The organism is Parvularcula mediterranea, assembly GCF_013085255.1.
Classification (GTDB): domain Bacteria; phylum Pseudomonadota; class Alphaproteobacteria; order Caulobacterales; family Parvularculaceae; genus Parvularcula; species Parvularcula mediterranea.
The window spans coordinates 407,281-433,730 of the sequence record NZ_JABFCX010000003.1 but is presented as its reverse complement, the minus strand read 5'-3'; the positions used below and the strand labels follow the sequence as shown (position 1 = coordinate 433,730).

The window sequence follows — 26,450 nt, the reverse complement described above, 5'->3', positions numbered from 1 at the left end:
CTTCCGAAGCACAATGTTTATCGTTGCACAGTATCAGATTGAGTTGAAGCGTAAGGGTGGGAACGACCTATGGGTATGCGATATTTGGCCTTGCTGGCGAGCACGAGTGCTCTCTTCGGTGTGCAGGCTCTCGCTGACGATCACGGCGACGATGCGGCTCTTCCGGCAGAGGTCGTCTCAGGCATGAAATGGCGCTCCATCGGCCCAGCGCTGATGAGCGGCCGGATTGCCGATATCGAAATCCTGCCTTCCGACCCTGCCACCTGGTATGTCGGCGTCGGCTCCGGCGGTGTCTGGAAGACCGAAAACGCTGGCACCACATGGGCGCCACTCTTCGACGGGCAGAGCGTCTACTCCATTGGCGAGGTGGCGATTAGCCCGCACAATGAAGACGTCATCTATGTCGGCACCGGCGAGGACCATGGTGGCCGGCACATCAGCTTCGGCGACGGCGTTTACCGCTCGAAGGACGGCGGGCAGAGCTGGGAGCATGTCGGCCTCGAAGAGTCCGAGCACATCACCAAGATCATCGTGCACCCTGAGGATCCGAACGTCCTCTACGTTGCAGCGCAGGGGCCCCTGTGGTCCGGCGGCGGCGAGCGCGGTTTCTACCGTTCCGAAGATGGCGGCGAGACCTGGGAGAACACCCTCAGCGCAGGCGACTACACCGGCATCGCGTCCCTCGTCATGGACCCGCGTAACCCTGAGCGCCTCTACGCCGCCACTTGGCAGCATCACCGCACCGTCGCCAACTATGTCGGCGGTGGCCCGGAGAGCGGCATCCACATGTCTGAGGATGGCGGTAAGACGTGGACGGAGCTATCCTCCGGCCTGCCTTCGGGCAACATGGGCAAGATCGGCCTCGCCATCTCGCCCCAGAACCCCGACCGGATCTACGCTGCGATCGAGCTCGACCGCAGGGAAGGGGGCATCTGGATGTCCTCCGACCGCGGAGCGTCATGGACCAAGCAGTCCGACGCCGTCTCGGGCGGCACCGGCCCGCATTACTACCAGGAGCTCTACGCCAGTCCCCACCATGAGGGGCAGATCTTCCTCCTGTCGAACTACTCGCAGGTATCGAACGATCACGGCGAGACGTTCGAGTACATCAACAACTCCACCAAGCACGTCGATGACCATGCGCTCGCCTTTCATCCGACGCATAAGGATTATGTCCTCTTCGGCTCAGACGGCGGCATCTACGAAAGCTATGACCAGACCCAGACCTGGCGCTTCATCGACAACTTACCCCTGACCCAATTCTACAAGGTCGCCGTCGATGACGCGGTCCCCTTCTACAACGTCTACGGAGGGACGCAGGACAACAACTCGCAAGGCGGGCCATCGCGCACCGCCAACGAGAACGGCATCCGCAACTCTGACTGGTTCATCACCCTTGGCGGCGACGGCCATCAGTCTGCGACCGAGCCGGGCAACCCTGACATCGTCTACGCCCAGTGGCAGCAGGGCAACCTGATGCGCCATGACCGAACGACGGGCGAGAACGTCTACATCAAGCCCCACGCGGCACCGGGCGAGCCCTATGAGCGCTTCAACTGGGACGCGCCGATCCTCGTCAGCCAGCACCAGCCGACGCGCCTCTACTTTGCGTCGCAGCGACTCTGGCGGTCGGACAATCGCGGCGACAGCTGGGAAGCGATCTCCGGCGACCTGACCCGCGACGAGCGCAGGGTCGAGCTTCCGGTCATGGATCGTCAGTGGTCGTGGGATGCTGGTTGGGACCTCTACGCGATGTCCAACTACAACACGATCACCTCGCTGGGTGAGAGCCCCCTCAACGAAGACCTCCTCTATGTCGGGACGGATGACGGCATCATTCAGATCACCGACGATGGCGGCGAGAACTGGCGCAAGGTCGAAGTTGGCGCGCTCCCGGGCGTGCCCGAGACCGCCTTCGTCAACGACATCCGCGCCGACCTCCACGACGAGGACACGGTCTACGTCGCCCTCGATAACCACAAATACGGCGACTACGCGCCGTATCTCCTGAAGTCCGAGGACCGCGGCGAGACTTGGGAAAGCATGGCAGACACCCTGCCAGAGAAGCACCTCGTCTGGCGCATCGTGCAGGACCATGAGGACGAAGACCTCCTCTTCGCAGCCACGGAGTTCGGCGCCTTCGTCACCGTCGATGGCGGTGATAAGTGGACGGAACTTTCCACGGGCCTGCCGACGATCAGCTTGCGGGACATCACCATCCAGCGCCGGGAGAATGATCTCGTCGCAGCGACCTTCGGCCGGGGCTTCTACGTCCTCGACGACATCTCACCGCTGAGGGACATCGACGCCGAGGCCCTTGAAGAGCAAGTCATGCTTTGGGCCGGGCGCGACGCGCACTGGTACATCGAAGAGCGTCCGCTTGGCGACAGTGGCAAGGCGAGCCAAGGCGACGGCTACTTCGTGGCCGACAACCCGCCCTTCGGCGCGGTCTTCACGGTCTATGTCCGTGACGAGATGAAGACCCTCCAGCAGGAGCGTCAGGAAGCTGAAGAGGGCCAGGACAGTACGGTCATGCCGTCGTTCGATGCGCTTACGGAGGAACTTCAAGAAGAAGCCCCCAAGCTCATCCTCACAGTCACCGATGCAGACGGCAACGTCGTCCGCCACATCGAAGCGCCTGCCAAGAAAGGCCTCCAGCGCGTCAATTGGGACCTCACCCGACCAAGCCCCTGGGCCGTCAATGAAGGCACGAGCGCCGACATGGACCGGGGCAGCTTCATGGTCGCGCCGGGCACCTACAAGGTCTCCCTCGCGAAACGCCACCGCAGCGAGACGGAGGAGCTTGTTGGCCCGCAGGAGTTCAACGTCGTCCGTATGCGTGAAGGCGCACTCGACGGAGCCGAGCCTGCAGAAGTCGCAGCCTTCTGGGAGCGCATCCGCGGTCTTCAGGCCAAGCTTTCGGCAACCCAAAACGTCCTCTCCGAAGCGGAGACCAAGATCGGCGCCATGGCCACCGCCTTCCGCCGCTCGTCCGCCCCGGCTGACATGATGGACGACATCGCTGGCCTGCAGCTGCAGGTGAACAGCCTCAGCGAGAAGCTCTACGGCAACGAAGCCAAGGGCACGATCGGGCAGCAGGAGGAAGCCACCGTCTCAGGCCGCCTCTGGTACGCAGTCAGCGGCACAAGCAACTCGACCTACGGTCCTACGCCGCAGCACGAGGAGTCCCTCGACTGGGCCGAAGAAGCCCTCGGCGAAGTCATCGCAGACCTCCGTAAGCTGACGAATGACGACATGCCTGACGTCGAACGGGCGCTCGCAGAAGCAGGCGCTCCGTGGACGGTCGGTGGTGCCATCCCGTCTGAGTAAGCGTCACTGCATCTTCCTCCTCACGCTGGTCGTTCCTGCGTGGGGAGGTTCTTCCGAAGCCAACACTCTGGAAGGCGACGTAGTCACCGTCGCCGGCCGCATGCGCGGTGCTGCGTCACCGCTTGAGATAGGTGACCCCACGATAGAAGCGCTCAGGCCACGGACGCTTGATCAGATTGTCCGCAGCCTTCCTTCGATCAGCCTCGCCCAGAACTCCCGTGGGGAGAGCGTGGCCGCCGTCAGGGGCAGGGGAGAGCGGGAAACCCTCGTGACCCTCGAAGGCATTCCGCTGAACGACCCGTGGGACGGCCGGGTGAACTTCGCCGCGCTCCCCGCAGGATTGATCGGAGCGGCGCAGGTCGCACCCGAGGGCGACGTTGCTTTCGCCAGCGGCTCGGTTGTCGCCTTCGATCTCATCAGCGATCCGCCACGTCTCTCAGGCATGGCCGAGAAGGGCACCGGCGACCTCGCCTCGGCCCAGCTCACCGCCAGCCTCTCAAGTATCGTGGTCGATGCTTTACACACGGAACGATCAGGCGCGCCTCTGAGCTCAGCATCGGATGCCTTCGATAGCCAAAACGGGCAGAGGCAAAGGACCAATTCCGATCGCGTACTATCATCGCTCAGCGCCGCTGCGCGGTTCGCAAGGGGCCCGTTCCAAGGAGGAGCCTTCGCGCTCTCCTCCGCTAGCAGCTATGGCGTCCCGCCCGAGAACCATCTTGATCCCGAAGGCGACCAGATCCGCTACTGGCGTGTGCCGGAGGATGACCGGCTCCTTCTCGGGGGTTACGGCGCACTCACTCAGTCTGCTGGGACCATCCGTACACGCCTCTGGCACCAGCGCACGGACCGACGGATCGAGATTTTCCCCGACGCCAGCTTCCTGACCCCGACCAGTACCGAAGACGCATCCAGCAAGGATACAGGCGCAGCGATCAGCGCCGAGCACAGCGGGGGCAGCTCCTCGGTCAAAGCAGGGGGCGAGCTGCGCCGTCTCTCCCACGACCAGGCCAGCCCCGAAGATGAGAAGTTCGCCCGGCGCAAAGGCGCGGCATGGCTCTCCGCTGAGATCGACCAGAACAGTACGTCGCTCTCAGGATCCTTCCGTTTCGAGGGCTCAGAGTCCCTCCAGTCTGGCGGCCGTCCTGAGGCTCCTCACTTCGGCCTCTTCACTGGCAGAATCAGCGCCGCCTATCGTCCGGACACAGACTGGGAGGTTCGGCTCTCAGCCGCCCGCCTCGGCCGCCTCCCAAGCCTGCGCGAGCTCTACGGAGAACAGCTCGGCAGGTTCCTCATCAATCCAGACCTCAAGCCCGAAAGCCGCAACGTCGCATCCCTCTCCGTCAGCCGGCTCGCAGGCCCTTTCACCTTTACAGCCACCGGCTTCGCAGAACGCAGCAACGACGGAATCGGGCAGCGCGTCGTCCTCATCGATGACCAGCTGTTCCGCCAGCGGATCAATCAGGACGGCTTCTCGTCCCTCGGCCTCGAAGTGAATGCCAACCTCGAACTGTCGAGCGCCCTCCACATCAGTGCGACAGCAACGGCCCTCAGCTTTCAAGACGTCACCGAAACGCAATTCCCAGCAGAGCGTCCCGAAAACCAAGGCGAAGCAAGGCTGATCTACACCGCCGACAGCGGCATCGGAGGAAGCCTCTTCCTGCGCCACCGCGGTGAGGCTTTCTCCATCGGTGCCGAAGGCGAACGCATCCGTCTTCCAGCCTCGCAAGAGCTGGACGCAGAGCTCTCCTACCGCTTCCTCGCTAAGGACCGCAGCCTCGACTTGTTCCTCCGGGTAGAGAACGCCTTCGACGCCGACATCCTGCCCCAGCTCGGCCTCCCCGCTCCGGGAAGAACGGCTCGAGGCGGGCTGAGGCTCAGCCTTTAGCGGGGCTCAATCCCGGCTGCTTCGGATCTCGCGCTGCACTTCTGAAACGTCGCCAACCACGTAGATCGGATCAACGCTCGGCGGCCTCGGATCATTCGGCAGGGGAAGGATGTAGATCGCATCGTTCGCGAAATCGAACGCAACCGTCCGCTCGCGGAACAGGTTGGAGCCAGCAATCATCATCGGCTGATCGGTCGGTGCGATCGTGGACAGGTTGTCCATATCCATCACCACCACATTCACCTGCGGCCAGTAGTTTCGTCCCAGAACAACCCCGCCAAGGTCGACCGAAGCGCGGGGTGAGAAGGTACCGATCGCCCCTTGGATCTCCCATTCCTGCCTCAAGTCCCTACGAATACGGCGCATCTTCCCGTTCTTCAGCGCAAGCGGCCAGTTGATGATCGACGTATCGGAGCCTGTATCGATCAGCGCCAGATACTCCTCCGTCCCCACCCGTAGGTCAGCAAAATGGAGCCCGAGATTAGGATATCCCCGCGCCCCTTCCTGCAGCTCCGTCAACCGCCACCCAACAAAGGATCGTGGGCTGACGGACGAAGCAGGGATGAAGGTCGCAAGCTTCGTCTCGACATCGAACATGACGAGGTAATCAGACAGGACATCAAGCCCGATAAGGCCGACCACATCGAACGAGGCCGTCGAGGGCTTCAGCGACACGATCGACTGCACAGGCGTCGTCAGCGCACCGATGGTAAACGTCACGCCCTCGACCTTGGGCCGCTCGCCCGTGCTGACGAGTCCTCGCACCACCACGCTCTCACCCGTTTCGGACAGCCCGAAGGCGCTGAGATTGCGGTCATAGATCGCCGACGTCGACGCACCTGAGTCTACGAAAAACGGCCGCGGCGGGCCGCCATTGACCCCGACATCAACGACAAAAAGCCCGGTTTCGCTCAGTTCGTAGGGCACCGAAATGGCGCCGGGCAAAGTCGCGATCTGAGCCGGCGTGGTGGCGCAGGCCGCCAGCAACACGGCCATCAGCCCCGCAAGTACCATGTTCGCCGCGTTCCGAGCCATGCGCCGCTCCTCTCATAAGAGCGTAGCAGCCCAGGCAGGAGGCGGGTAGCCCGCCGCTACTGCCGCTTGAAGACCACCGCCGTAAGCCCCGGCGCCGAGATCGTCCCTGCGTCAAAGGAAGCCGCGCGGATTGAAGCGCTTTCCGACCCCTGCTGGACAGGGTGAAGCTGGTAGTCGCTATCGAGTTCCAGCGAGAACTCCGCTTCCTCCGCCTTGGTGTTGAACAGGACAACGAGCTCAGGCGCAGCCTCATCCTCGCCAAGGCTCATCACGATGAGGCCGATCTCCTGCTCCTCGCCAGTATTGTGAAACCTGACCTTGGCCTGCACATCATCCGCGCTCCGTAGGCGGAAGAGCGGCTCTGCCTTGCGCAGGGCGATGTACTCGCGGGTCAGGGCAGCGGTTAGCTCGATGTCGTCGCCATCAACGGAGATACGTTCGTCACCGAGGAAGTCCGCCTGCTCCTCCCAGTTCGCCTCGTTCTCATGCCGGGGAGGGAGCCCACGGCCCCAGCCGTTGGTCTGGTAGGAGAAGTCGAGAATGTTGAACCAGTCGCCGCTGTCATAGCTGTTCCGGTCAAGCGACTTCGACCGCAGCATGTCCTGCCCTGCGTGGATCAAAGGGATACCCTGCGCGAGAAGAACGAAGCTCGACGCGAGCACCTGGCTCCGGACACGGGTCTCCGCCGAAGCATCCCGGGGAAGCTTGTAAGCGTTGATATCGTAAAGAGTCTCATTGTCGTGAGCAGCGGCGTAATTGATCGCTTCCTGAGGATCGGAAGCATACCCCGCGCCTGGATCGCCAAAGTAGAGAACGTCCGCACCACGGACCATCTCGCCATCCGCGCCCTCAAACTGATAATCCGTCAGCTGGCCCGCAAGACCGAGCCGCGCAAGGTCGGCATAGGCCAGCCACTCGTCCCGCGCCCGCTCATCCGCTGCGCGCAGTTCATTGGGGTCCGTGTAGAGACCATTTGCGAGCCCCTGGTTCTCGACATGCTGCACGCCCACGTCAAACGGCCTGCCGCCACGCACGGCATCGCGCAGGCGGTCGTTGAAGGAGCCAATGCCGCTGGTCTTGCCCATTTCGGCTTGCGTCGCCTGAATGAACCGCTGGTTGTTCGCGACCTCGCCAAAGTTCCAGCCTTCGCCGTAGATATAGATCTTTGATCCGTCCACGCCGTCATTCTCAACCGTCAGCGACTGGAGCGCATCCTTCACCGCCATCATGTTCTCGCGGCTATGGTGCCCCATCAGGTCAAACCGGAAGCCGTCGACTTTGTAGGCGCGTGCCCACGTCAGCAGGCTGTCGATCATCAGGCGCTCCATCATCGCATGCTCCGTCGCCGTGTTGGCGCAGCAGGTCGACGTGGAGACAGAGCCATCAAGCTCCAGCCGGTGGTAATATCCGGGTACGATCTTATCGAGAACAGACTTCTCTGCCTGCCCGGAGGACGTCGTGTGGTTATAGACCACATCCATCACGACGCGCAGGCCACGCTCGTTCAGCGACTGCACCATCTCACGAAACTCAAGCGTCCGCGCTGGACCGTCCGTGTCCACCGCATATGAGCCCTCAGGCACGGTGTAGTGATAGGGGTCGTAGCACCAGTTGAACCCGTCGCTGCCCCGCGTCTCGCCTGACCGCGCCTGCGGCTCCTCGCTGGCTGGGGGCAGACCAGCAAAGCTTTCCGAGGCCACTTGGACGCTCATGTCCTCAGGGATCGTCGCGCAGTCAAAGCTAGGCAGCAGGTGGATGTGAGTGAGCCCAGCCTCCTCAAGCTTCAAAAGGTGACCCATGCCGAGGCTGTCTTCCTCCGTGAACGCAGCGAACTTGCCGCGAGCCTTCTCGTCGACCGTCTCGTCACTGATGGAAAAATCGCGGACGTGCAGTTCATAGATAACGATGTCTTCCGGCGCTTCGAGCGCTGGCTTGTCGAGATCATCCCAGCCCTGAGGCGTCAGCGCCTCATCGGACAGGTCCACGATCAGGCTGCGCTCACTGTCCGTGGTCAGAGCAAGAGAATAGGGGTCGGTGACAAGGTTCGTCACCATGCGCCCCTCAGCAGGCGCGAAGACGTCAACTTCGTAGAGATAGGCCGCGCCCATCCAGTCCTCGTCGCCTTCAGCCGACCAGATCCCCGTCCTGTGGTCGCGGCGCATCTCGACCTTTTGCTCGTTACCATCAGCAAAGAGCCGCAGACTGACATTCGCAGCCGTAGGCGCCCAGACCGAGAGCGTCGGCACACCGTCCTTTAGCTGGACCCCCAGAGGCTTCTCGTTCGCATAAAGCTCGTCCAGCACGCCCGGGATTTGAAGCCCCGTCGCGAACGCCTGCGCCTCAGGACCGCCCGTCGTGACGTAGATCGGGCCGCGCAGCAGCTCACTCAGCCTGGTCCGTGACATACGCGGCAGCTTGTAGGCGTCATACTCCTGCAGATGCGGATAGCGATCGGCGAGGCCCTTCGCCTTGCCTTCCTTCAGCTCGATCGTCTCTCCGCCCGCTTCAAGCACGGGAACACTAGGGCCTCCCGGCGGCAGGAGAACCGTCCGCTTGTCGATCCAATGCGCCTTCGCTCCATCGAGAGCAGGCGTTTCCGCCGCCGCAACGGACACGGAGGAAAGGAGCATCGCGGCAAAGGCAAGGGGTCGGATCATGGGGCGTTCCTCAGGTCTTTATCGTTGCACCCGATGATAGCGGAGCCGCGCCAGTCTCCAAGCAGGAAACGCAATGAAACCCTTATCCTAAGCGGTGTTGCGCCGCTCACGAGCATCACATGCACCGTGCACAGAACGCCTCCACCCAAGCAGAACAGCGGATGGCAACGTAGTCTCAAGAAGGCAGTTTTCGGGAGCAGGGAGGCGCAGAAAAATTGAATCTTGGGGGCGAGGAAACCTCGCGCCGGACCCAGCTTTGATCTCAGCAGCTTCGGATCAAACCAATGGGCGGCACCCAAGCGACCAACCCGGTCGCCGGGCGGCCAGCCCGCCCCATCGGAGGGCCTACGGCCCGTGAGATAAAAGAACTGGCGGAGACGAAGGGATTCGAACCCTCGAAACGGCTACAAACCGCTTACTCCCTTAGCAGGGGAGCGCCTTCGACCACTCGGCCACGTCTCCGTCGCCGGGTTTGCCCCAAGCCTTCTGGGCTTGCAACCATTTGTGACGATTGTGGGTAATCAAGCCGCGACGTCGACGCGCGTGGTGCTCTGATCCTGCTCTGCAGCGGCGTAGACGCCTACGGCCCGGCCAGCTTTCGCGGCGTTTTCGGTGCGTTCTTCGGCCTTCTTCACCTGCAGGTCCGCTTGGGCCTGGGCGAGCTTCGCCTGGGCCGCCGCGGCGATGGCGCGGTCAGGGCCAGAGGGTTCCGCGGGGGCGAGGGCGGCGCGGATGACGACCTGCATCTTGATAATGGTCTCTTCCGGCGTTGGCTCCGTGCTCGTGTCGATTGGGACCGAGCCGCCGATCGCATAGTTCTGGCCATCGGGTCCGCGCTGGTAGTCGTAGGAGATCGCGCCGGCATACTCACCGCCGACAGCCTTGTGCGCCTGCTCGTGAGCACGGACTTCGCGGTCGCGAGCCTTCAGCTTCTGAACAACGGCCTTCTCGCCATCGGTCAGCTCGCCAGCGCGGCGCTCCTCCCTCTTGTCGCCAAGCTCAGGGGTCTCCTCGGCCCGCGTCACGGCTTGCGCAGGCGCAGCCTCGCTCGGCCGTGCACCGCCATCGGCCAGATCGGCACGAGGCTCTGGCTGGGTGAGAGGGCGCGAGCCCTTGGGGCTAGTGGCCTGGAGGTCCATGGGTGCAGTTTAGCGCGGGAGCCTTGCCCCAAACTCACCCGGATTGTTCGGATTTTAGCCCTCAGGAGAGCCTTTTCTCTCTCCCGGCCCGGCGGCTGCTTAGCCGCTTGAGCTCGGGCTTTCAGCCACGCCCTTCACGTCCTTCGGAAAAGGACATCCAGTCGCCGCGACCAGCCTGAAACCGCCGGCGGAGTAGAAGAGCAGGCGGTCCCTATCCTCGGTCACCGTGTAGCAAGCGACGGGCTGGTTGGGGTACTGGAAGCAGAGCTGGTCGCTCTGGATCGCATACTTCGCGAGCTGCTTCCCGGTCCCGGCTTCGATGACGTTGCCATCCGTCGTCAGCCGCTCCGAGAAGGTTTGCTCGTTCGGGTAACAGCCGGATAACACATTCCCGACCAGCCGCGCCTTCAACGCTTCGGTGCCAAGAGGCGTCCCGCTCACCCGGCGCGCGACGTTCTCCTCGCGGCCCCAGTCCTTCCAGTTCTCGGATCTCTGAACCGGAGGCAGGTCGTCATCTTCGACCGGCATCCCGCTGACGCCCGCGCAGGCGGCGAGGGCGAAGGGCAAGGCGAGGACTGCAAATCGGATCATGGGAACCTCCGCCGCGCTAACACACGCTCGCCCAGCTTCGTGACAGCCTTGTCGCGGAATTGATGATGCCCACCATCGAGTAGGTCTGCGGGAAGTTGCCCCACAGCTCGCCCGTCTCCGGCACCATGTCCTCCGACAGGAGACCCAGCTTGGTCCGATTGGCGAGGACGTATTCGAAGAGCTCCGTCGCCTCTTTCCGCCGTCCGGTCATCGCAAGGGCGTCGATGTGCCAGAAGGTGCAGGCCGTGAAGGCCGTCTCCGGCTTGCCGAAATCATCCGCATGCCGATAGCGGTAGACGGCGTTGCCAACGCGCAGCTCCTTGTCGACCAGGTCCACGGTCTTGCGGAAACGCTCGTCCTCGCCGTCCACGAAGCCGACCTCAATCATCAGAAGCACCGAGGCGTCGAGGGCCTCGCCGCCGAACGCGCCGGTATAGGCCCCGCGCTCTTCGTTCCAGGCTTCCTTTTCGATCACCTCACGGATGATCTTCGCCCGCCCGCGCCAGTGGTTCTCGCGGTCAGGTTTGCCAAGATGCTCCGCAATCTTCGCCAGCCGATCACAGGCCGCCCAGCACATCAGCGCCGAGGAAGTGTGGACGCTGGCGATGGTCCGGTATTCCCAAATCCCCGCGTCCGGCTTGTCGTGCATCTCAAAAGCCCGATCGCCGATCTTCTCGAGCGCGAGGAAATCGAGCTCTCCAGCAGGGGCACGCAGGCGCCTGTCAAAGAAGGCCTGCGCTGCACCGAGGATCACCTGTCCGTAGACGTCGTGCTGGATATGCTCCGCCGCCTGGTTGCCCCGGCGCACGGGTCCATGGCTTTTGTAGCCCGGCATCGTCTTGACGATATGCTCTTCGAGATCCGCCTCGACACCGACGCCATAGACCGGCTGAATATGCCCGCCGTCCGTATGAGCTGCGACATTCCTCAGATAGCGGAGATAGTATTCAAGCGTCGACACCGACGACAGGCGGTTGAGCGCCGTCACGGTGAAATAGGAATCCCTGATCCAGCAGAAGCGGTAATCCCAGTTTCGCTCCGACCCCTGGTGCTCCGGCACCGAAGTCGTCAGTGCAGCGACAATGCCGCCCGTCTCTTCGAACACGCAGAGCTTCAGCGTGATCGCCGCGCGGATCACTGCGTCCTGATAATCGAACGGCACGGCCAGCCGGCGCGACCATTCCTGCCAATAGTCGATGGTCCGCTCTTCCCAGTCCCGCGCCAGCTGCTCCGGGGCATCGGACAGGCTCTCGTCTGGCGTGAAGATGATGTTGATCGGCCGGTCGAGGGTGAACTGCGTCTTTGACATGACGTAGGAGATCGGCGCATCCGTGGTCATGCGGATAGTATTGTCTTCCGCCGTGTACCGAATATGCGACGTGCCACGCTTGGTGCTCATCGGCTCGTTCGACCAGCCCCGCGAAGGGGTGATCGACAGAGTGATCCGCGCGTTGCCGCAGCGCGGAATGATCCGCCGGACAAAGCTCATGGGGCGGAAGCTCCGGCCCTTGGCGATGAAGCGGGGGCAGAAATCAATGATGTCGACCTCGCACCCATCGGACGACTTCAAAGTCGTCTTCAGGACCGCCGTGTTGCGGATGTAGCTCTGCTCCGTGGACACACAGTTAGAGAGCTCGCAGCGCATCTCGCCGCCGCCGCCGAGGAGCTCATTGAACACCGGCTGGCCGTCAAAGCGGGGCAGGCACATCCACTGGTAGGCGCCGTGGTCATCGACCAGTCCCGCGATCGAGCCATTGCCGATAATGCCAAGTTCAAGCGAGGTCATGAAGCGTTCCCTTCAGGAATTCCCAGACATCGTCCGTAGACGAAAGACGGTGCGGCGCGAGGGTCTTCCCCTCGCCAACCTTCACGGCAGAACCGCCGCGGTGAATACAGACGATGAAGCCGTCCTCGTCGGTGGTGTCGTCGCCGATGAACAGCGGCTTGCGCCCTCGGAAGGCGTCTTCGGTCATGAGCCGTTCGATGGCCGCGCCCTTGTCGACGCCCTCGGGCTTCAGCTCGACAATATCTTTGCCGCGCTGGACCTTGTAGCCGCCGACAGCCGCTGCCAGCTCCTCAACTTTCTGCGCGATCTCGTCGGCATGCTGAGGGGCTGTGCGCGAATGAATGCAGATGACCCGGGCTTTCTCTTCCAGCCGCACACCTTCAAGCCGGTCGGCGAGGGCCTTCGCTCCCTCAAGAAGCGCAGCAGGCGCGGTCTCCACCTTGGATGGCTCATCCGTACCCGGCGGAATGATCATGTCCCCATGATTGCCCGCCCGCCACAGCGCATTGGGCACACGCCGTGACAGGTCCCGCGCATCACGCCCTGAAACCAGCGCCAGCGCGCCGCCCAACTTCTCGCTCAACCCAAGCAGCAGCTCCGCTCCGCCCTCAGGCAGGCCCACGGCGTCAGGGTCATCCTGAAGCGGTGCGAGCGTCCCGTCGAAGTCGAGAAACAACGCCGTCTCAGCGGTGATGAGGCCCATACGAAACTCCCTCAAACCTCAAGCCGCAGCTCAGCGATGCGCCGCAATGGTTTCCGCAGCGTCGATCGTCGGATCGAGGTCAGCGAGGAACGTCTCGCGCCACCATGCGATATCCTGCCCGAAGACAGACGCGGAGAGCTTCTCGAACCGGCGCTTGCGCTCGGAGAGAGGCATGGACAGCGCCTCGCCAATCGTGTCGGCCATGTTTGCGATGTCGTGCGGGTTCACGAGGAGCGCGCCGTCTTTCAGCTGCTCCGCCGCGCCTGCGAACTGCGAGAGCACCAGCACACCCGGATCCTCCGGGTTCTGAGCAGCGACGAACTCCTTCGCGACGAGGTTCATCCCGTCATGAAGAGGCGTCACAAGCGCCACCCGCGCCAGCCTGTAAAGGCCCGCAAGCTGTTCCCGACCATAGCTCCGCGCGAGGTAACGAATGGGGATCCAGTCGAGGTCGCCATAGTCACCATTGATCCGTCCAGCGAGGGTATCGAGCTGTTCGCGCAGCTCCTGATACTCCTCCACCTTCTCCCGCGAGGGGGGCGCGATCTGGGTGTAGGCGATCTTGCCGTGAAGCTCGGGCTCATTGTCGAGAAGACGGCCCACCGCCTGGAAGCGGTTGGGGATGCCTTTGGAATAGTCCATCCGGTCAACGCCGAGGATCAGAGCACGGCTGTCGCCCAGGAACGGGTTGATCATCTCCGTCGCGTTGCGCGCCTCTTCCTCCTCGGCGATGCGCTCGAACTCTTTGGCGTCAATGCCGATTGGGTAGGCGCGGATACGGATCTCACGACCATTCAACTGGAGGAGTTCGGGCGAGGCCTGCTCGGCCTTCAGTTCACTGACGCAGTACTTCGCGAAATTGTCCCGGTCGCTGACGGTCTGAAAGCCGATGACATCTGAGGCACACATGCCCATCGTCAGTGCACGGTGGTTCGGGACAGACTTGAAGATCTCTGGCGGAGGGAAGGGGACGTGGAGGAAGAACCCCGTCTTCCCGGTCCAGCCAAGATCGCGCAGGTCCTGCGCCATCGGGAAGAAATGATAGTCGTGGATCCAGACGAGATCATCATCGCGCAGGCGTGGGAAGAGCAGCTTGGCGAACCGGCGATTGACGTCGCGGTAGCAGGAGTACTCTTCCTCATCGAAATTCGCGAGGTCGACGCGGTAGTGAAGCACCGGCCAGAGAGACCTGTTCGCATAGCCAAGATAGTAGCCGTCATGCTCCTTGTCGGTGAGGTCCGTGACGGCGAACTCGACGCCTTCCTCCTCGAACAGCTCGACGCCGCGCCGGAGCTGCTCGTTCACTTCGCCCGACCAGCCGAACCACAGGCCCTTGCGCTGGACCAGAGCGTCCCAGAGCGCCACCGCCAAACCGCCGGCCTTGGGCCCGCCTGCCGCGGTCCTGTTCGATACGCCAACCAGTCGTCGTGTCATCGTCCACCCGTCCGCAGTGGCCTCGAGGCCGCCGCTGCTCTCGTTCTTACCGCACGCCTTAGAGGAGACCGGCTAAGAATTGCTACTCTGAGGTGCTGTCCTCCCTGCGCCCCCAGTAGCCGAGCTGCCTGATCATGCCGCGGAAGAGACGGATCTCCGCCTCGGTGAAACCGGCATGGGTGAACAGCGTCCTGACGTTGCGCTCGAGAGTCTTCCTCTTGTCTTCGGGGTAGAAGTAGCCCGCGTCGTCGAGGACGCCATTCAAATGGCTGAGCATTCCGTCGAGCTCTTCGCGAGGCGCAGGCACGTTCTCGTAAGGGCTCTCGAACGGCAGGGACGCATCCTCCGCCCGCCGCCACGCATAGGCGGTGAGAAGGACAGCCTGTGCGAGGTTCAGTGAGCTGAACTCAGGGTTCACGGGCAGGGTCAGGATCTGGTTGGCGTGGGCCACATCATCGGTGGCTAGGCCCGACTTCTCCCCGCCGAAGAGGATCGCGCAACGCTCGCCGCCTGCCTGTTTCTGACGGATCAGCTGCGCGCTTTCCTCGGCATCATGGACAGGCAGGAACAGGCCCCGCTGGCGCGCCGTCGTCGCTACGACGTAGGAGCAGTCCGCCGTCGCCTCGGCCACGGTATCGAAGACCCGCGCGCTATCGAGCACCGATCCAGCACCCGCAGCCATCGCTGTAGCCTTGGGATTGGGCCAGCCATCGCGAGGCGCCACGATCCGCATGCCCGTCAGGCCAAAGTTCAGCATCGCCCGAGCCGCCGCACCGATATTCTCCCCCATCTGGGGACGAACAAGAACGATCAGCGGCTGGGCGGGAGAGGAAGGATCGGAAGTCATCGCGCGGCCGCTAGCACAGCCGCGCACTTGGGAGAAAGTCAGGCCGCCTTCTTCGCGATCAGGAACAGCGCAGGGCCCGTGCCCGGCTTCCAATGGGTCTCGATCGTCAAGCCAGCCTCGCGATGCATGCCGAGCAGGTCTTCCTCCTTGAAGACATTGAGGTAGGGCATCTTGCCGACAGCTCTTCCCACGGGGCCCACCAGCTTGAACCATGCCATGTTGTCGCCAAGGCATGCCGTGCTCGACACCAAGACCCCGCCGGGCTTCAGCCAGCTTGCCGCCTTCGCGATGAACGCCCCCGGCTCGCGAAGCAGGTGAAGAACGCTCAGCGCCAGCACAGCGTCATAGCCCTCCCGCTCGGCCTCGTACCCAACCGCATCGCCGACCTCGAAGGAGACGTTGCCGACCCCATCCCGCGCAGCTTGCTCCCGGCCGATACGGATCATCTCCGAGGAGAAGTCCACGGCATGGATATGCTTGGCATGCGCCGCGTGCCGAAGGGCCGTCCCGCCTGTGCCGCAGCCGATCTCCAAGACCTCGGCGTCAGGAGACAGGTGCTCCTGGGTCAGCCGCAGCTTGGTCTCGTAGGCTTCTTGGTCGTCGATCGGCTTGGCGAAGTACTTCTCCGCCATCCGGTCCCAGAATGTTGCGTCTTTCATGAGAGACTCCTTAGGGTTCAGACCCACAAATCTCGTGGGGTTTGGTCGAGGTGGACTGGCGCGCTGGCTAGGAGCTGGGCCGCAGGAAGGGCCAGCCCTTTCAAGGTTCAGCGACGACGACAGAGCGCCAGACCGCCCGATCCTTCGGACGTCCGACCCTCGCCCGTCGGACGTCGGCGCTGAGGAACCAAAAGGGCCAGCCATTTCGGCTCCTCAGCTTCTAGCCGAGCGGGCGAGGGACCGGACGCCAAACCCCGCGAGATTTATGGGTCTGGACCCTAGGGCATCGCCCGCATCTTGGTTGGGTTTGGTTGCAGTGACGAAGACACTCAGCGCGCGCACCAGCGAGGCACCCTGCAACTCGAGCAGCGATGCCGCCTCGAACCCTGTGTCCGTCAGCCATCCGAGTGCGTCCCCAGCTTCGATGGCATGGGTCCGCCAGAGAAGCTGGACCAGCCTCCCGGGCAAGCTCCGCTTCGTTATGGCGAGGATCAGCTCCCCACCGGGCTTCAGCACCCGGAGCATCTCCCGTAGTGCCGTCAGCGGATCGTCGAGATGCTCCAGCATGTGCGCCGAGATCACGACGTCGAAGCTGTTCGAAGGGAAGGGCAGCTGCCGCGCATCGCCCACCTGAAGAGCGTGCTTCACGCCAAGCCCCTCGAAAAGCTCACCGGCAAGGTCCAGCATCCCCGGTGCGATATCGAGGCCGGTGACATGGATCATGCTGCCAAGGGCACCGACGATCCCCGCTGCGAAGGCGCCGTCGCCGATCCCTGCATCGAGGACCTTGAACCCGCGCGCCTCCATCGGGCCGAGGCCGCGCCTGTTGCGCCAGGTCTCGAACACAGACCTGTAGGCCTGGGGAACGCCCAGCCTGCGGAGGGTCTTCTTCCAGCCCTTGGCCTCTTCGTCGTATCGCTGCGCCAGCCGGTCCGTCTCCAGGACCTCCCGCTCCACCGCGACCCGCCACGAGCCAAAGCTGCGCGACGCCACCGGGATCGTTCTCGGCTCCCGCTCTACCATCGCCGTTTGACCTTGCATCCTCTGATCTCCTGCCGCGTTCGTTCTGTTGACGAGGCTGATCTATGAGTGCGGTCTGCGTATAGAAATTGCCGGAACTTGCAGGTTTGCTATACGCAGATAGATGAGCTGGCGCGCCATCACCTATGACTGGTCCCAAGTCAGGGCCTTCCTCGCCACGGCCGAGGAGGGCTCCCTGTCAGCAGCCGCGCGGGCGCTCGGCCAGACCCAGCCAACGCTCAGCCGGCAGGTCACAGCGCTTGAGACTCAGCTCGGCGTGACCCTCTTCGAGCGCGGGCCGAGGACGATGATCCTGACCGAGTCAGGCCGCGAGATGCTCGTTCACGCCCGGGCCATGCGCGACAGCGCCATGAAGCTCTCTTTCATCGCGTCGGGTCAGTCCGAAGAGATCAGCGGCGAGGTCTCGATCACCTCGACCGACCTCTTCGCCGTCCACACGATGCCGCCAATCCTCCGTGCACTGCGCGAGGAGCACCCGAACCTCAGGATCCACGTCCTCACGTCGAACCAGCTTCAGGACCTGACCCGCCGTGACGCCGACATCGCCATTCGCCATACAAGGCCCATGCAGGCTGAGCTGATCGGCAAGCAGGTCGGCACGATCGACGCCTACCTCTATGCCCACCGGAGCTACCTCGACCACAAAGGGCGGCCGGAGACCCCGGCCGATCTCGCTCAGCTCGACTTCATCGGGTTCGAGGCCGCGAACGTGGTGCTCCCTGTGCTGAGCAGCATGGGCCTTCCTGCATCAGAGGCGAACCTGCCCATCACGACGACTAGCGGGCCTCTCTACCTCGAACTCGTAAAATCCGGTCTCGGCATCAGCATCCTGACCCGCGATGCTGTGGAGGCGGTGGAAGGCATGGAGAAAGTCTTCCCCGATGCCGAGCCTATCGAGGTACCGGTCTGGCTCGTCACCCACAGGGAGCTGCGCACCAGCCGGAAGATACGCGTCGTCTTCGATGCGATAGCTGACGGCCTGCGCAAGGAGCTCTGACCTTAGTGGGTCCGGTGTGGCCCTATGGTCTTCGCGAGCAGGCCCTTGGGTCCTCTCACAAGGCTCCCCATCACAAGCTGACCCGGCTCAAGCTCGGTGAACCCTCCGGCCCTGACGGTTTCCATGTGGACGAAGATGTCTTCGGTCGAGCCATCCTCGAGCAGGAACCCATAGCCCTTGGCGCGGCTGAACCACTTCACGGTCAGGACCTTCATCGGGCCCTGAGGCTCCTCGCTGCCGGGCGGCATCGGGGCAGGGGCAATCGGCTTTGCCGTCCCGCCCTTGAGGTCGATCACCCGAACAGCCTGAAGACCCTTGGCCCGCTTGATCGCCTCGCAGACGATCAGCGCGCCTTCCTCCGGCGTGCCGTGCCCACTGGAACGCAGGCAGGAGCTGTGCAGCATCACGTCCGAGGAGCCATCGTCGGGAGTGATGAAGCCATAGCCCTTGGTCTGGTCAAACCATTTGACCGTGCCGCGGATCTCACGAACTTCCGCGGTGTCGCCGTCCGAACGGTGGCCCTCTGGCGTGCCGTCGGTCATGCTGCGCACTCCCAAGTTGAGAGCATAGAATAGGTTCGCAGCGGCTTTTTGTCATCCATCCGGCCACTGCTTTGCGCAGTTGCACAGCAGTTCAGCGTATGAAGGCTATGAAATGTTTGGGGTCGTGGATGGGCTTCCCATTCGCCGCGAAGCACTGCCAATGGTAGTCTATGCTTCGGCAAGGAGAACCGGCCGCCATGCGTATCGAACCGCTGTTTTCGAAGAGACCCGCCCCCGCCTACGAAGAGCGCGAGGTGATGCTGGACACTGGGGCGCTCACCGTCTCGGTGCCCGAGGGCTTCTCGCAGCTGGCGACAGACATCCTCGCGCGGAAGTACTTCAGGAAGCGCGGCGTTCCCTCGGCGACCGTCGCGGCGGCTAAGGAGCAGGGGATCCCCGAAAGCCTCCAGCCCCGCAAACCTGCCGACGGCGCCGAGCTCGGAAGCGAGACCGACGCTCGCCGAGCCTTCGGACGCATCGCTTCCGCCTGGGCCTATCACGGCATCAAGCAGGGCCTCCTCAGCCCCGAAGACGCCGAAACCTTCCGCGACGAGATCTTCGCGCTCCTCGAGCAGCAGATCGCCGCGCCCAACTCGCCCCAATGGTTCTCCACGGGCCTCCACTGGGCCTACGGCCTGAGCTCGGAAAGCCGCGGGCACTTCCGCTATGACCCGCAAGCTGGCGAGGCTGTCGAAGTCGCCGATGTCTACGCACACCCCCAGCCCCATGCCTGCTTCATCCAGTCGGTCGAGGACAGCCTCGTCGGTGAGAACGGCGTCTTCGACCTCATCACCCGCGAGGCGAAGCTTTTCAAATATGGCTCGGGCTCAGGCAGCAATTTCTCCGCCCTGCGCTCGGCCGGTGAACCTCTCTCCGCAGGCGGATCAACCTCGGGGCTCATCAGCTTCCTGAAAGTCGCCGACGCCGCGGCAGGCGCCATCAAGTCAGGCGGCACCACCCGCCGTGCGGCCAAGATGGTCGTCCTCGACGCCGACCACCCCGACATCGAGGAATTCGTCCTCTGGAAGCGCCAGGAAGAGGAAAAGGTCGCCTGCCTCGCAGCTGGTTCCGTCGTCATCGAACGCCACCTCCGCCGCATTGCCAAGGCCACGGAAGACGCCCCCGACAGCGTCCGCTTCGACGTCAAAGGCAATGACCGCCTCCGCCGCTCCGTCGCTGCTGCCAAGCGTGATGGTGTGCCCGCGGGACTGATCGACCGTGCCCTGAGGATGCTGCGCGAGAGCGGTGCGGCGCTCTCGCTGCCTGTCTTCAGCGTCGACTGGGACTCAGAAGGCTACCGCACGGTCTCCGGCCAGAACGCCAACCTCTCCGTGCGCATCACTAATGCCTTCCTGCAGGCTGTGGAGGAGGGCGCCGACTGGTCCCTCAAGCGCCGCGTCGATGGCGCGGAGGTCCGCACGGTTCCAGCAGCGGACCTCTGGCAGACCATCGGCGAGGCGGCATGGGCCTCCGCTGATCCGGGTGTCCAGTTCCACGACACCATCAATGAGTGGCACACCTGCCCGAACGATGGCGAGATCACCGCATCCAATCCGTGCTCGGAATATATGTTCCTCGACGACACGGCCTGCAACCTCGCCTCGGTCAACCTCATCAAGTTCCTCCGCGAGGATGGAAGCTTCGACCATGACGGCCTCGCAGCCGCCTGCCGTCTCCTGACCATCGCCCTCGAAATCTCCGTCGGCATGGCCAGCTACCCCTCCGCGGCGATCGCAGAGCGGAGCTGGCGCTACCGGACCCTCGGCCTCGGCTTCGCCAACCTCGGCGGGCTCCTGATGTCCTCCGGCATCCCCTACGACAGCGAAGAAGGCCGCGCCGCCGCAGGCGCCATCTCCGCCCTCATGCAAGGCGTCGCCTACGGCACCTCGGCAGAGATGGCTGAGAAAGTCGGCGCCTTCGACCGCTTCGAAGCCAACCGCGAGCCAGCCCTCCGTGTGCTGCGCAACCACCGCGCAGGCCTCGGCAGCCATCACTATGAGAACCTCTCGATAGAGCCCATGACCCTCGACCAGGCCGTCGTGCCGTTCGAAGGGCTCGCTCAGGCAGCCGCGACCACCCTCGACGATGCCGTCACCGCCTCCACCGAGCATGGCATCCGCAACGCCCAGGTCTCCGCCATCGCGCCCACGGGGACCATCGGCCTCCTAATGGATTGCGACACCACCGGCGTCGAGCCCGACTACGCGCTCGTCAAATTCAAGCAGCTCGTCGGCGGCGGCACGGTCAAGATCATCAACCAGTCCGTACCAAGAGCGCTCCAGCGCCTCGGCTATTCCGAAGCCGAAATCCGCGACATCACCACCTACGCCCTCGGTCGCCAGACCCTCGAAGGCGCCCCCGGCGTTCCCTTCGACGCCCTGCGCGATGAGGGCTTCGGCGAGCGCCAGATTCAGGCCGTAGAAGACGCCCTGAAGACAGCCTTCGACGTCTCCTACGTCTTCACCCGGGAGGTCCTCGGCGAAAGCTTCCTCCGAGGCACGCTCGGTTTCGACGACGAACAGCTCGGCCAGTCAGGGTACAGAACGCTCCGCGATCTAGGCTTCACTGACGAAGACGTCCACCGCGCCAATCTCTATTGCTGCGGGACAATGACGCTGGAAGGCGCGCCCCACTTGAAGCGCGAGCATCTGCCGGTCTTCGATTGCGCCGCTCCCTGCGGCAGGATCGGCAGCCGCGCGCTCTCCGTCGCGGCTCACATCGACATGATGGCCGCTGTCCAACCCTTTGTGTCCGGAGCAATCTCCAAGACCGTCAACCTGCCAGCCGCCGCGCAGGTCCACCACTGCATCGAAGCCTACAACGCCGCTCACCGTCAGGGCCTCAAGGCCGTCGCACTCTACCGCGATGGCTCGAAACTCAGCCAGCCGCTTTCCAGCACGCTAGCCGCGGTCGACGAGCTTGAAGCCGAAGACCTCCTCGACCTGCCCCAAGGCGAGCGCGGCCGCGTGTTCGCCGAGCGCGTCGTCGAGAAGATAGTCGAGCGCACCCCGGGCCGCCGCAAGCTTCCCGACCGCCGCAAGGGCTACATCCAGAAGGCCACCGTCGGCGGGCATAAGGTCTATCTGCACACGGGCGAATTCGAAGACGGCGAAATCGGCGAGATCTTCATCGACATGCACAAGGAAGGCGCAGCCTTCCGTTCGCTGATGAACAATTTCGCCATCGCGATCTCCCTCGGTCTGCAATATGGCGTGCCGCTGGAGGAGTTCGTGGACGCCTATCTCTTCACCCGGTTCGAGCCGGCAGGGCCCGTCACCGGCAATGACCGGATCAAGAACGCGACCTCGATCCTTGACTATATCTTCCGTGAGCTGGCTATCTCCTATCTCGGCCGCTCCGACCTCGGCCACGTGCCCGAGGGCGACGGCACCTTCACCGTCGGCAGCGGCGTCGAAAAAGAAGGCGTCGAAAAAGAGGCGCAGAAGTTCATCTCGAAGGGCCTCACGCGCTCAAAGAAGATCGACAACCTCGTCGTCCTGCGCGGCGGTGACTTCGACCGCTTCCGCAAAAAGGACGATGTCGCCAACGACGGAGCGGACGAAGACACCGATCTCGATCCCGAGCCGCCTGAGCCCGTGGCTAAGCCGCAGCCCCTGCGCGCTGTGGGCGCTGACCATGACGACCGCGAGGAAGCTCGCCTGAAAGGCTATGAAGGCGACGCCTGCGGAGAGTGCGGTCAGTTCACGATGGTCCGGAACGGCACCTGCCTGCGCTGCGAAAGCTGTGGCGCGTCCTCAGGCTGCAGCTGAGCGAAAGCCTTGCCCGCAGGGGCAGGGCGGACACATCATCTCCAAGAAAGGGCAACGCCCAACAAGGAGATGATCATGATCGCTTACGTCACCATCGGCACCAACGATCTCGAAAAAGCCAAGGCTTTCTACAAGGACATCCTCGTCGAAGGCCTCGGCGCCAAGGTCATCGGTGAGTTCAGTACCGACATCGGTTTCGCCGGTGGCAAGGGCCAGCCCTCGATCATCGTCACCAAGCCCTTCGACGGCGAGGAAGCGTCAGTCGGGAACGGCATGATGGTCGCGCTGCGTTGCAAGTCCGCCGAGCAAGTCGATGCGCTCCACGCCAAAGCCCTCGAGCTTGGCGGCCAGGACGAAGGTGCACCGGGCAAGCGGAACGACACGTGGTACATGGGCTATGCTCGTGATCTCGACAGCAACAAGCTCTGCTTCTTCGACGAGACCACGGGATGAGCGAAGAGCCGCATCCCCTCCGCTCCGCCATCGACGCTGGCAGCGCGGATGCTCTGCATGCGGCGCTTCGAGGTAATCCGGACGCTGCCAACCGGCCAATCGCATGTGGGGAGGGGCACGCAGTGGTCCCGATCCACGCGATTTGCGACTGCATCTTCGACGGCCGTATCTCGGACGAGCGCGGGACAGCGCTCGTCCGTGTGCTGCTTGATGAGGGGGCGGCAGCCAATCCTCCGCCCGTCCCAAGCGGCGATAGCCTCCTGATCACGGCCATCAGCCTCGGTGCACCCGCAATTGCGCACATGCTCTTGGACTGCGGAGCTTCGGCGGACGCGCGCGGCCTGTTCGATGCCAGCGCGATCTACTGGGCGGCGATCATGGGTATGGCGACAATCGTCGAGCGCCTGCTGCCCTCAGATGAACTTGCGAGACGCGACACAGAGTTCGCCTGCACACCGCTCGGATGGGCGGTCGAGGGGACTCTGTCTCCTCCGCGCGGCTCGAAAGGGGAAGCGCCTCGGTGCGCGGCGCTGCTTGTAGCCGCTGGCTCTGAAGTCGAAGACGTCTGGCGCCAGTCCGCGAAGGTAAGGGCGCATCAGGATCTCTCCCAGGCCCTGGGCCTCTAGCACCAGCACCCTACGATCTGAGCCCCTCCGCATCAGACTTTGAAGAGACCTCAGACCGCCGAGCATCCGCCCAAAGAAAAACCCCGCCGATCGCTCGGCGGGGTTCTTTGTTCGCGTGGATCGCGAAGCGCTTCGATTAGAAGCGCTTGCGGACCGTGACACCGTAGGTGCGCGGAATGTTCGGGTAACCCGAGATCGAACCAGCCTGCAGGGTGGTCGGGAAGCCCGAGGTGAAGAACTCGTCTTCGGTCAGGTTCCGACCCCAGATCATGGCTTCGAGGCCATTGTCGAGGTTGATACCGATCGAAGCGTTCAGGAGGTTCACTTCACGGCCGAGAATGTCTTCCGGCACGTTCTGAACGACCTGGACTTCCGTCTCGTACTGGTAGTCAGCACGGATGAACATCTCACCAGCGTTCATGAAGTCGCGGCGGTAGTCGAAGCCGAACGAACCCGAGAACTCAGGCGTACCGGCCGGACGTTCACCGTCGAGGTCGCCGATGCCGTCGATGACACCGTCAGCAAGGTCAGCGTCGCTACCGCGGAGGACCGAAGCGTTCGGGAAGTCATTGAACTGAGCGTCGAGATACATACCCGAGAGGTTCAGCGTCAGGCCCGGGATGAACTGGACGTCGATGATCGAGTCGAACTCAAAGCCATTCACTTCCTGCTCACCAGCGTTCGAAACGACGAAGCCTGTACCCTGGAAGATCGAGGACTGAAGGTCTTCGACGACCTGATTGAACACGGCGACGTTGAGCGAGCCCCAGGAGAAGCGCGTCTTCAGGCCGAATTCGAGGACCTTGTTGGTCTCAGGATCAGCGAAGCGGGTGCCCGAGTACTGGTTCGGAACGCCTGCCAGCTCGAGAGCCAGGCCGGTCGGGACAACGTTGCCCGAACCGAAGGAGCCATCGTTTGCGAGGTCGCCTGCGGCCAGGAGAGCCGGGACGTCAGATGCAAACGGACGGGTGTCCGGGGTCAGGTTCCACGAGGTGGCTTTGAAGCCCGTCGCGTAGCTGAGGTACAGGTTCGTGCGCGCGGTGGCGTCGAACGATGCACGGAGCGTGAACGGAACATCGCTGTCGCTCGACTCGCCGTTTTCGACCGAGTTCGGGAACGTGGTCAGCGGGCCAAGCGGCTGGAGGCCGGCGTCGAAGAGGCCGAGGAAGGCGTTCGACAGCGGGAGACCGGTGTTCGGATCGACGACCGTACCGTTGACCAGGACACCGCCATTGGCGAGTGCTTCCGAGTCACGCGTGATCGAAGCAGCCTGAAGAGCTTGAACGATCGCAGCGTTTTGGGCGCTTGCACCGGCGAAGGCGCCGACGTTGGCAGGCGTCGGGGCGAGAGTGGTCACGCCTTGGAACAGGGCGCCAAAGCCGAGCTCAACGAGGTTGATGTCCGAGAACGGGTTGGTCCGCGTGACGTCGGTGAAGTCGACTTCCTTGTCAGCTTGGAAGTACGAGATACCGCCGGTCAGCGTCAGGCGATCGGTGACTTCGAAGTCGACCTGGCCGAACAGCGTGAATTGCGTGTCCTTCTGGGTGACGTTGAAGGCCGTACCGCCACCGTCCTGGTAGAAGGTCTGACTGATCGGCAGGCCGAGAGCGACTTCAACACCGGTCAGCGGGCTCTGCGATGCGTCAGGGATGAAGACACCCGGAGCAACCTGAACGAAGGCACCAGCAGCTGCCGCACCGAGAAGGTCGACATAGGCACGTGCGTCCGTGCCGTAGAGGCGCTCGTCTTTGATGTCGGTGTCTTCGTAGAAGTAGTAGCCACCAAGAATGTAGCTCAGGCGATCCTTGGCACCGACGAGACGAAGCTCCTGGGTGAAGGTGTCGGCGTCGATGCCGCGCACGTTCGTCCCAAGCAGGTCGAGGGTCGTGAAGTCGCCTTCGTAGTCGATGAAGTCGTCATAACGACGGCCCGACGTGATCGAGGTCAGCGTGTTGTCCGCATTCAGGTCCCAGTCCATCTGGAGCGAGATGCCGGTGTTGGTGATCTCGGTCTCGTTCGCGATGTCGTTGGCGATCGCATAGCCGAACGGGTCGTTGAAGTCCGGGGTTTCCGCCATCAGGATGTCGCGGATGATGCCGCCGGCGTCGCCATCGGTGACACGTGCGGTACCACAGCAGCGCTCGTTGATCTCTGCGTAGTCAGCGATCAGGCGGGCTTCGAAGTTCTCGGTCGGCTGAGCAAGGAGCTGGCCGCTGAACGAGTAACGGTCACGGTTGTTGTAGTCGTCCGTGCCGCCTACCGAGTTGTCGAAGTAGCCGTCGCGCTGGTTGTACGAACCGGCGAGCGAGAAGGCCATGATGTCGTTGATCGGGCCGGTGACGCGACCGCGAAGGATACGGCTGTCGAAGTTGCCTGCAGTGGCTTCGACCTGACCGCCAAATTCGAACTCAGGCTTCTTGGTGACGAGCGAGACAACACCAGCAGCAGCGTTCTTGCCGAAGAGGGTCGATTGCGGGCCTTTGAGGACCTCAACACGCTCGAGACCGATGAGGTCGTCAAGAGCCGAACCGGCGCGGCTACGGAAGACACCGTCGATGAAGACAGCGACCGAAGGCTCGATGCCCGGGTTGTTGGCGCCCGAGCCGAAGCCACGGATCGAGAAGGTGGTGTTCGACGTACGCTCAAGCTGGCTCACGCGCAGCGAGGGGACGACCGATTGCAGGTCGAGAGCGTCGATGATCTGGGTTTCTTCCAGGACTTCTTCCTGAACAACCGAGACGGCGATCGGAACTTCCTGGAGCGTTTGCTCACGCTTCGTCGCGGTGACGACGATGGTGTCCTGCGCAGCAGCCTGGGCAAATGCCGAGGCGCCGAAAAGCGCAGTTGTGGCTAGAAATAGATTTCGTTTCACAGTTGGTCCTCCCTGTGTCCCTTGAACGGGACTTCAATGACGCCAATCGCCCTTACCGAGGCGTTAACGGTAGCTTTCGT

The 26,450-nt window shown here is 63.2% G+C and carries 17 protein-coding genes, 1 tRNA gene and 1 pseudogene; 6 read left to right on the top strand and 13 right to left on the bottom strand.

What is annotated here, in order from left to right:
• Nucleotides 1-69 precede the first annotated feature (69 nt).
• The gene (locus HK107_RS10930; protein WP_173199669.1) at nt 70-3,330 is read left to right on the top strand and encodes a VPS10 domain-containing protein; all 3,261 of its coding nucleotides are present in this window, start codon (nt 70-72) and stop codon (nt 3,328-3,330) included.
• Nucleotides 3,248-5,218, top strand: coding sequence for a TonB-dependent receptor plug domain-containing protein (locus HK107_RS10925; RefSeq protein WP_173199667.1), 1,971 nt, complete (start codon nt 3,248-3,250; stop codon nt 5,216-5,218). Before HK107_RS10930 ends, HK107_RS10925 begins: the two co-directional genes overlap by 83 nt.
• Nucleotides 5,219-5,224: 6 nt before the next feature.
• Here HK107_RS10925 and HK107_RS10920 read toward each other — a convergent pair whose 3' ends face one another.
• The 11 genes and pseudogenes from HK107_RS10920 to HK107_RS10870 form a co-directional block, all read right to left on the bottom strand.
• Entirely contained in the window at nt 5,225-6,253 is a 1,029-nt protein-coding gene (locus tag HK107_RS10920) for an aspartyl protease family protein (RefSeq protein ID WP_173199665.1), read from the bottom strand.
• Nucleotides 6,254-6,309: 56 nt separating this feature from the next.
• Nucleotides 6,310-8,910: a pullulanase-type alpha-1,6-glucosidase gene (gene pulA, locus HK107_RS10915; protein ID WP_173199663.1), complete on the bottom strand. Its 2,601-nt coding sequence runs from the start codon at nt 8,908-8,910 to the stop codon at nt 6,310-6,312.
• Between the two features lie 369 nt (nt 8,911-9,279).
• Nucleotides 9,280-9,372, bottom strand: a tRNA-Ser gene (locus HK107_RS10910).
• Between the two features lie 176 nt (nt 9,373-9,548).
• Nucleotides 9,549-9,842: pseudogene (locus tag HK107_RS16115) on the bottom strand (putative metalloprotease CJM1_0395 family protein); the annotation flags it as partial.
• A 306-nt stretch (nt 9,843-10,148) separates the two neighbouring features.
• Nucleotides 10,149-10,640: a hypothetical protein gene (locus HK107_RS10900; RefSeq protein WP_173199659.1), complete on the bottom strand. Its 492-nt coding sequence runs from the start codon at nt 10,638-10,640 to the stop codon at nt 10,149-10,151.
• A 16-nt stretch (nt 10,641-10,656) separates the two neighbouring features.
• Complete coding sequence (locus tag HK107_RS10895; RefSeq protein ID WP_173199657.1) at nt 10,657-12,426, bottom strand: glycoside hydrolase family 15 protein; 1,770 nt, start codon at nt 12,424-12,426, stop codon at nt 10,657-10,659.
• Nucleotides 12,413-13,129, bottom strand: a complete 717-nt coding sequence (otsB, locus tag HK107_RS10890) for a trehalose-phosphatase (protein WP_173199655.1) — start codon at nt 13,127-13,129, stop codon at nt 12,413-12,415. The genes HK107_RS10895 and otsB overlap by 14 nt, the downstream gene beginning before the upstream one ends.
• A 30-nt stretch (nt 13,130-13,159) precedes the next feature.
• Entirely contained in the window at nt 13,160-14,563 is a 1,404-nt protein-coding gene (locus HK107_RS10885) for an alpha,alpha-trehalose-phosphate synthase (UDP-forming) (RefSeq protein WP_173199653.1), read from the bottom strand.
• An 82-nt stretch (nt 14,564-14,645) separates the two neighbouring features.
• Nucleotides 14,646-15,410 (bottom strand): RNA methyltransferase, encoded by a 765-nt coding sequence (locus HK107_RS10880; RefSeq protein WP_173199651.1) that lies wholly within the window; start codon nt 15,408-15,410, stop codon nt 14,646-14,648.
• A 38-nt stretch (nt 15,411-15,448) separates the two neighbouring features.
• Nucleotides 15,449-16,069 (bottom strand): class I SAM-dependent methyltransferase, encoded by a 621-nt coding sequence (locus HK107_RS10875; RefSeq protein ID WP_173199649.1) that lies wholly within the window; start codon nt 16,067-16,069, stop codon nt 15,449-15,451.
• Between the two features lie 213 nt (nt 16,070-16,282).
• Nucleotides 16,283-17,110 carry a class I SAM-dependent methyltransferase gene (locus tag HK107_RS10870; RefSeq protein ID WP_173199647.1) on the bottom strand — a complete coding sequence of 276 codons (828 nt, stop codon included), beginning with the start codon at nt 17,108-17,110 and terminating at the stop codon, nt 16,283-16,285.
• A gap of 103 nt (nt 17,111-17,213) precedes the next feature.
• On the opposite strand from HK107_RS10870, the gene HK107_RS10865 reads away from it, so the two are divergent.
• Nucleotides 17,214-18,107, top strand: a complete 894-nt coding sequence (locus tag HK107_RS10865) for a LysR family transcriptional regulator (protein ID WP_173199645.1) — start codon at nt 17,214-17,216, stop codon at nt 18,105-18,107.
• Between the two features lie 2 nt (nt 18,108-18,109).
• Here the strand turns inward: HK107_RS10865 and HK107_RS10860 are convergent, their stop codons facing one another.
• The gene (locus HK107_RS10860; protein ID WP_173199643.1) at nt 18,110-18,649 is read right to left on the bottom strand and encodes a cold-shock protein; all 540 of its coding nucleotides are present in this window, start codon (nt 18,647-18,649) and stop codon (nt 18,110-18,112) included.
• 197 nt (nt 18,650-18,846) lie between these two features.
• Between HK107_RS10860 and HK107_RS10855 the strand changes: the two genes are divergently transcribed.
• From HK107_RS10855 to HK107_RS10845, 3 genes are all read left to right on the top strand, one after another.
• Nucleotides 18,847-22,419 (top strand): adenosylcobalamin-dependent ribonucleoside-diphosphate reductase, encoded by a 3,573-nt coding sequence (locus tag HK107_RS10855; RefSeq protein ID WP_173199641.1) that lies wholly within the window; start codon nt 18,847-18,849, stop codon nt 22,417-22,419.
• 75 nt (nt 22,420-22,494) lie between these two features.
• Nucleotides 22,495-22,872 (top strand): VOC family protein, encoded by a 378-nt coding sequence (locus HK107_RS10850; RefSeq protein WP_173199639.1) that lies wholly within the window; start codon nt 22,495-22,497, stop codon nt 22,870-22,872.
• A complete protein-coding gene (locus HK107_RS10845) occupies nt 22,869-23,498 on the top strand; it encodes an ankyrin repeat domain-containing protein (RefSeq protein ID WP_173199637.1) in 630 nt (209 codons plus the stop codon). The genes HK107_RS10850 and HK107_RS10845 overlap by 4 nt, the downstream gene beginning before the upstream one ends.
• Before the next feature lie 136 nt (nt 23,499-23,634).
• Here the strand turns inward: HK107_RS10845 and HK107_RS10840 are convergent, their stop codons facing one another.
• Complete coding sequence (locus HK107_RS10840; protein ID WP_173199635.1) at nt 23,635-26,370, bottom strand: TonB-dependent receptor; 2,736 nt, start codon at nt 26,368-26,370, stop codon at nt 23,635-23,637.
• Nucleotides 26,371-26,450 lie beyond the last annotated feature (80 nt).

Bases quoted from the DNA above. Each gene is read 5' to 3' on its own strand.
- HK107_RS10930 (WP_173199669.1), top strand. From the start codon at position 70: ATGGGTATGCGATATTTGGCCTTGCTGGCGAGCACGAGTGCTCTCTTC.
- HK107_RS10925 (WP_173199667.1), top strand. From the start codon at position 3,248: ATGACGACATGCCTGACGTCGAACGGGCGCTCGCAGAAGCAGGCGCTC.
- HK107_RS10920 (WP_173199665.1), bottom strand. From the start codon at position 6,253: ATGGCTCGGAACGCGGCGAACATGGTACTTGCGGGGCTGATGGCCGTG.
- pulA (WP_173199663.1), bottom strand. From the start codon at position 8,910: ATGATCCGACCCCTTGCCTTTGCCGCGATGCTCCTTTCCTCCGTGTCC.
- HK107_RS10900 (WP_173199659.1), bottom strand. From the start codon at position 10,640: ATGATCCGATTTGCAGTCCTCGCCTTGCCCTTCGCCCTCGCCGCCTGC.
- HK107_RS10895 (WP_173199657.1), bottom strand. From the start codon at position 12,426: ATGACCTCGCTTGAACTTGGCATTATCGGCAATGGCTCGATCGCGGGA.
- otsB (WP_173199655.1), bottom strand. From the start codon at position 13,129: ATGGGCCTCATCACCGCTGAGACGGCGTTGTTTCTCGACTTCGACGGG.
- HK107_RS10885 (WP_173199653.1), bottom strand. From the start codon at position 14,563: ATGACACGACGACTGGTTGGCGTATCGAACAGGACCGCGGCAGGCGGG.
- HK107_RS10880 (WP_173199651.1), bottom strand. From the start codon at position 15,410: ATGACTTCCGATCCTTCCTCTCCCGCCCAGCCGCTGATCGTTCTTGTT.
- HK107_RS10875 (WP_173199649.1), bottom strand. From the start codon at position 16,069: ATGAAAGACGCAACATTCTGGGACCGGATGGCGGAGAAGTACTTCGCC.
- HK107_RS10870 (WP_173199647.1), bottom strand. From the start codon at position 17,110: ATGCAAGGTCAAACGGCGATGGTAGAGCGGGAGCCGAGAACGATCCCG.
- HK107_RS10865 (WP_173199645.1), top strand. From the start codon at position 17,214: ATGAGCTGGCGCGCCATCACCTATGACTGGTCCCAAGTCAGGGCCTTC.
- HK107_RS10860 (WP_173199643.1), bottom strand. From the start codon at position 18,649: ATGACCGACGGCACGCCAGAGGGCCACCGTTCGGACGGCGACACCGCG.
- HK107_RS10855 (WP_173199641.1), top strand. From the start codon at position 18,847: ATGCGTATCGAACCGCTGTTTTCGAAGAGACCCGCCCCCGCCTACGAA.
- HK107_RS10850 (WP_173199639.1), top strand. From the start codon at position 22,495: ATGATCGCTTACGTCACCATCGGCACCAACGATCTCGAAAAAGCCAAG.
- HK107_RS10845 (WP_173199637.1), top strand. From the start codon at position 22,869: ATGAGCGAAGAGCCGCATCCCCTCCGCTCCGCCATCGACGCTGGCAGC.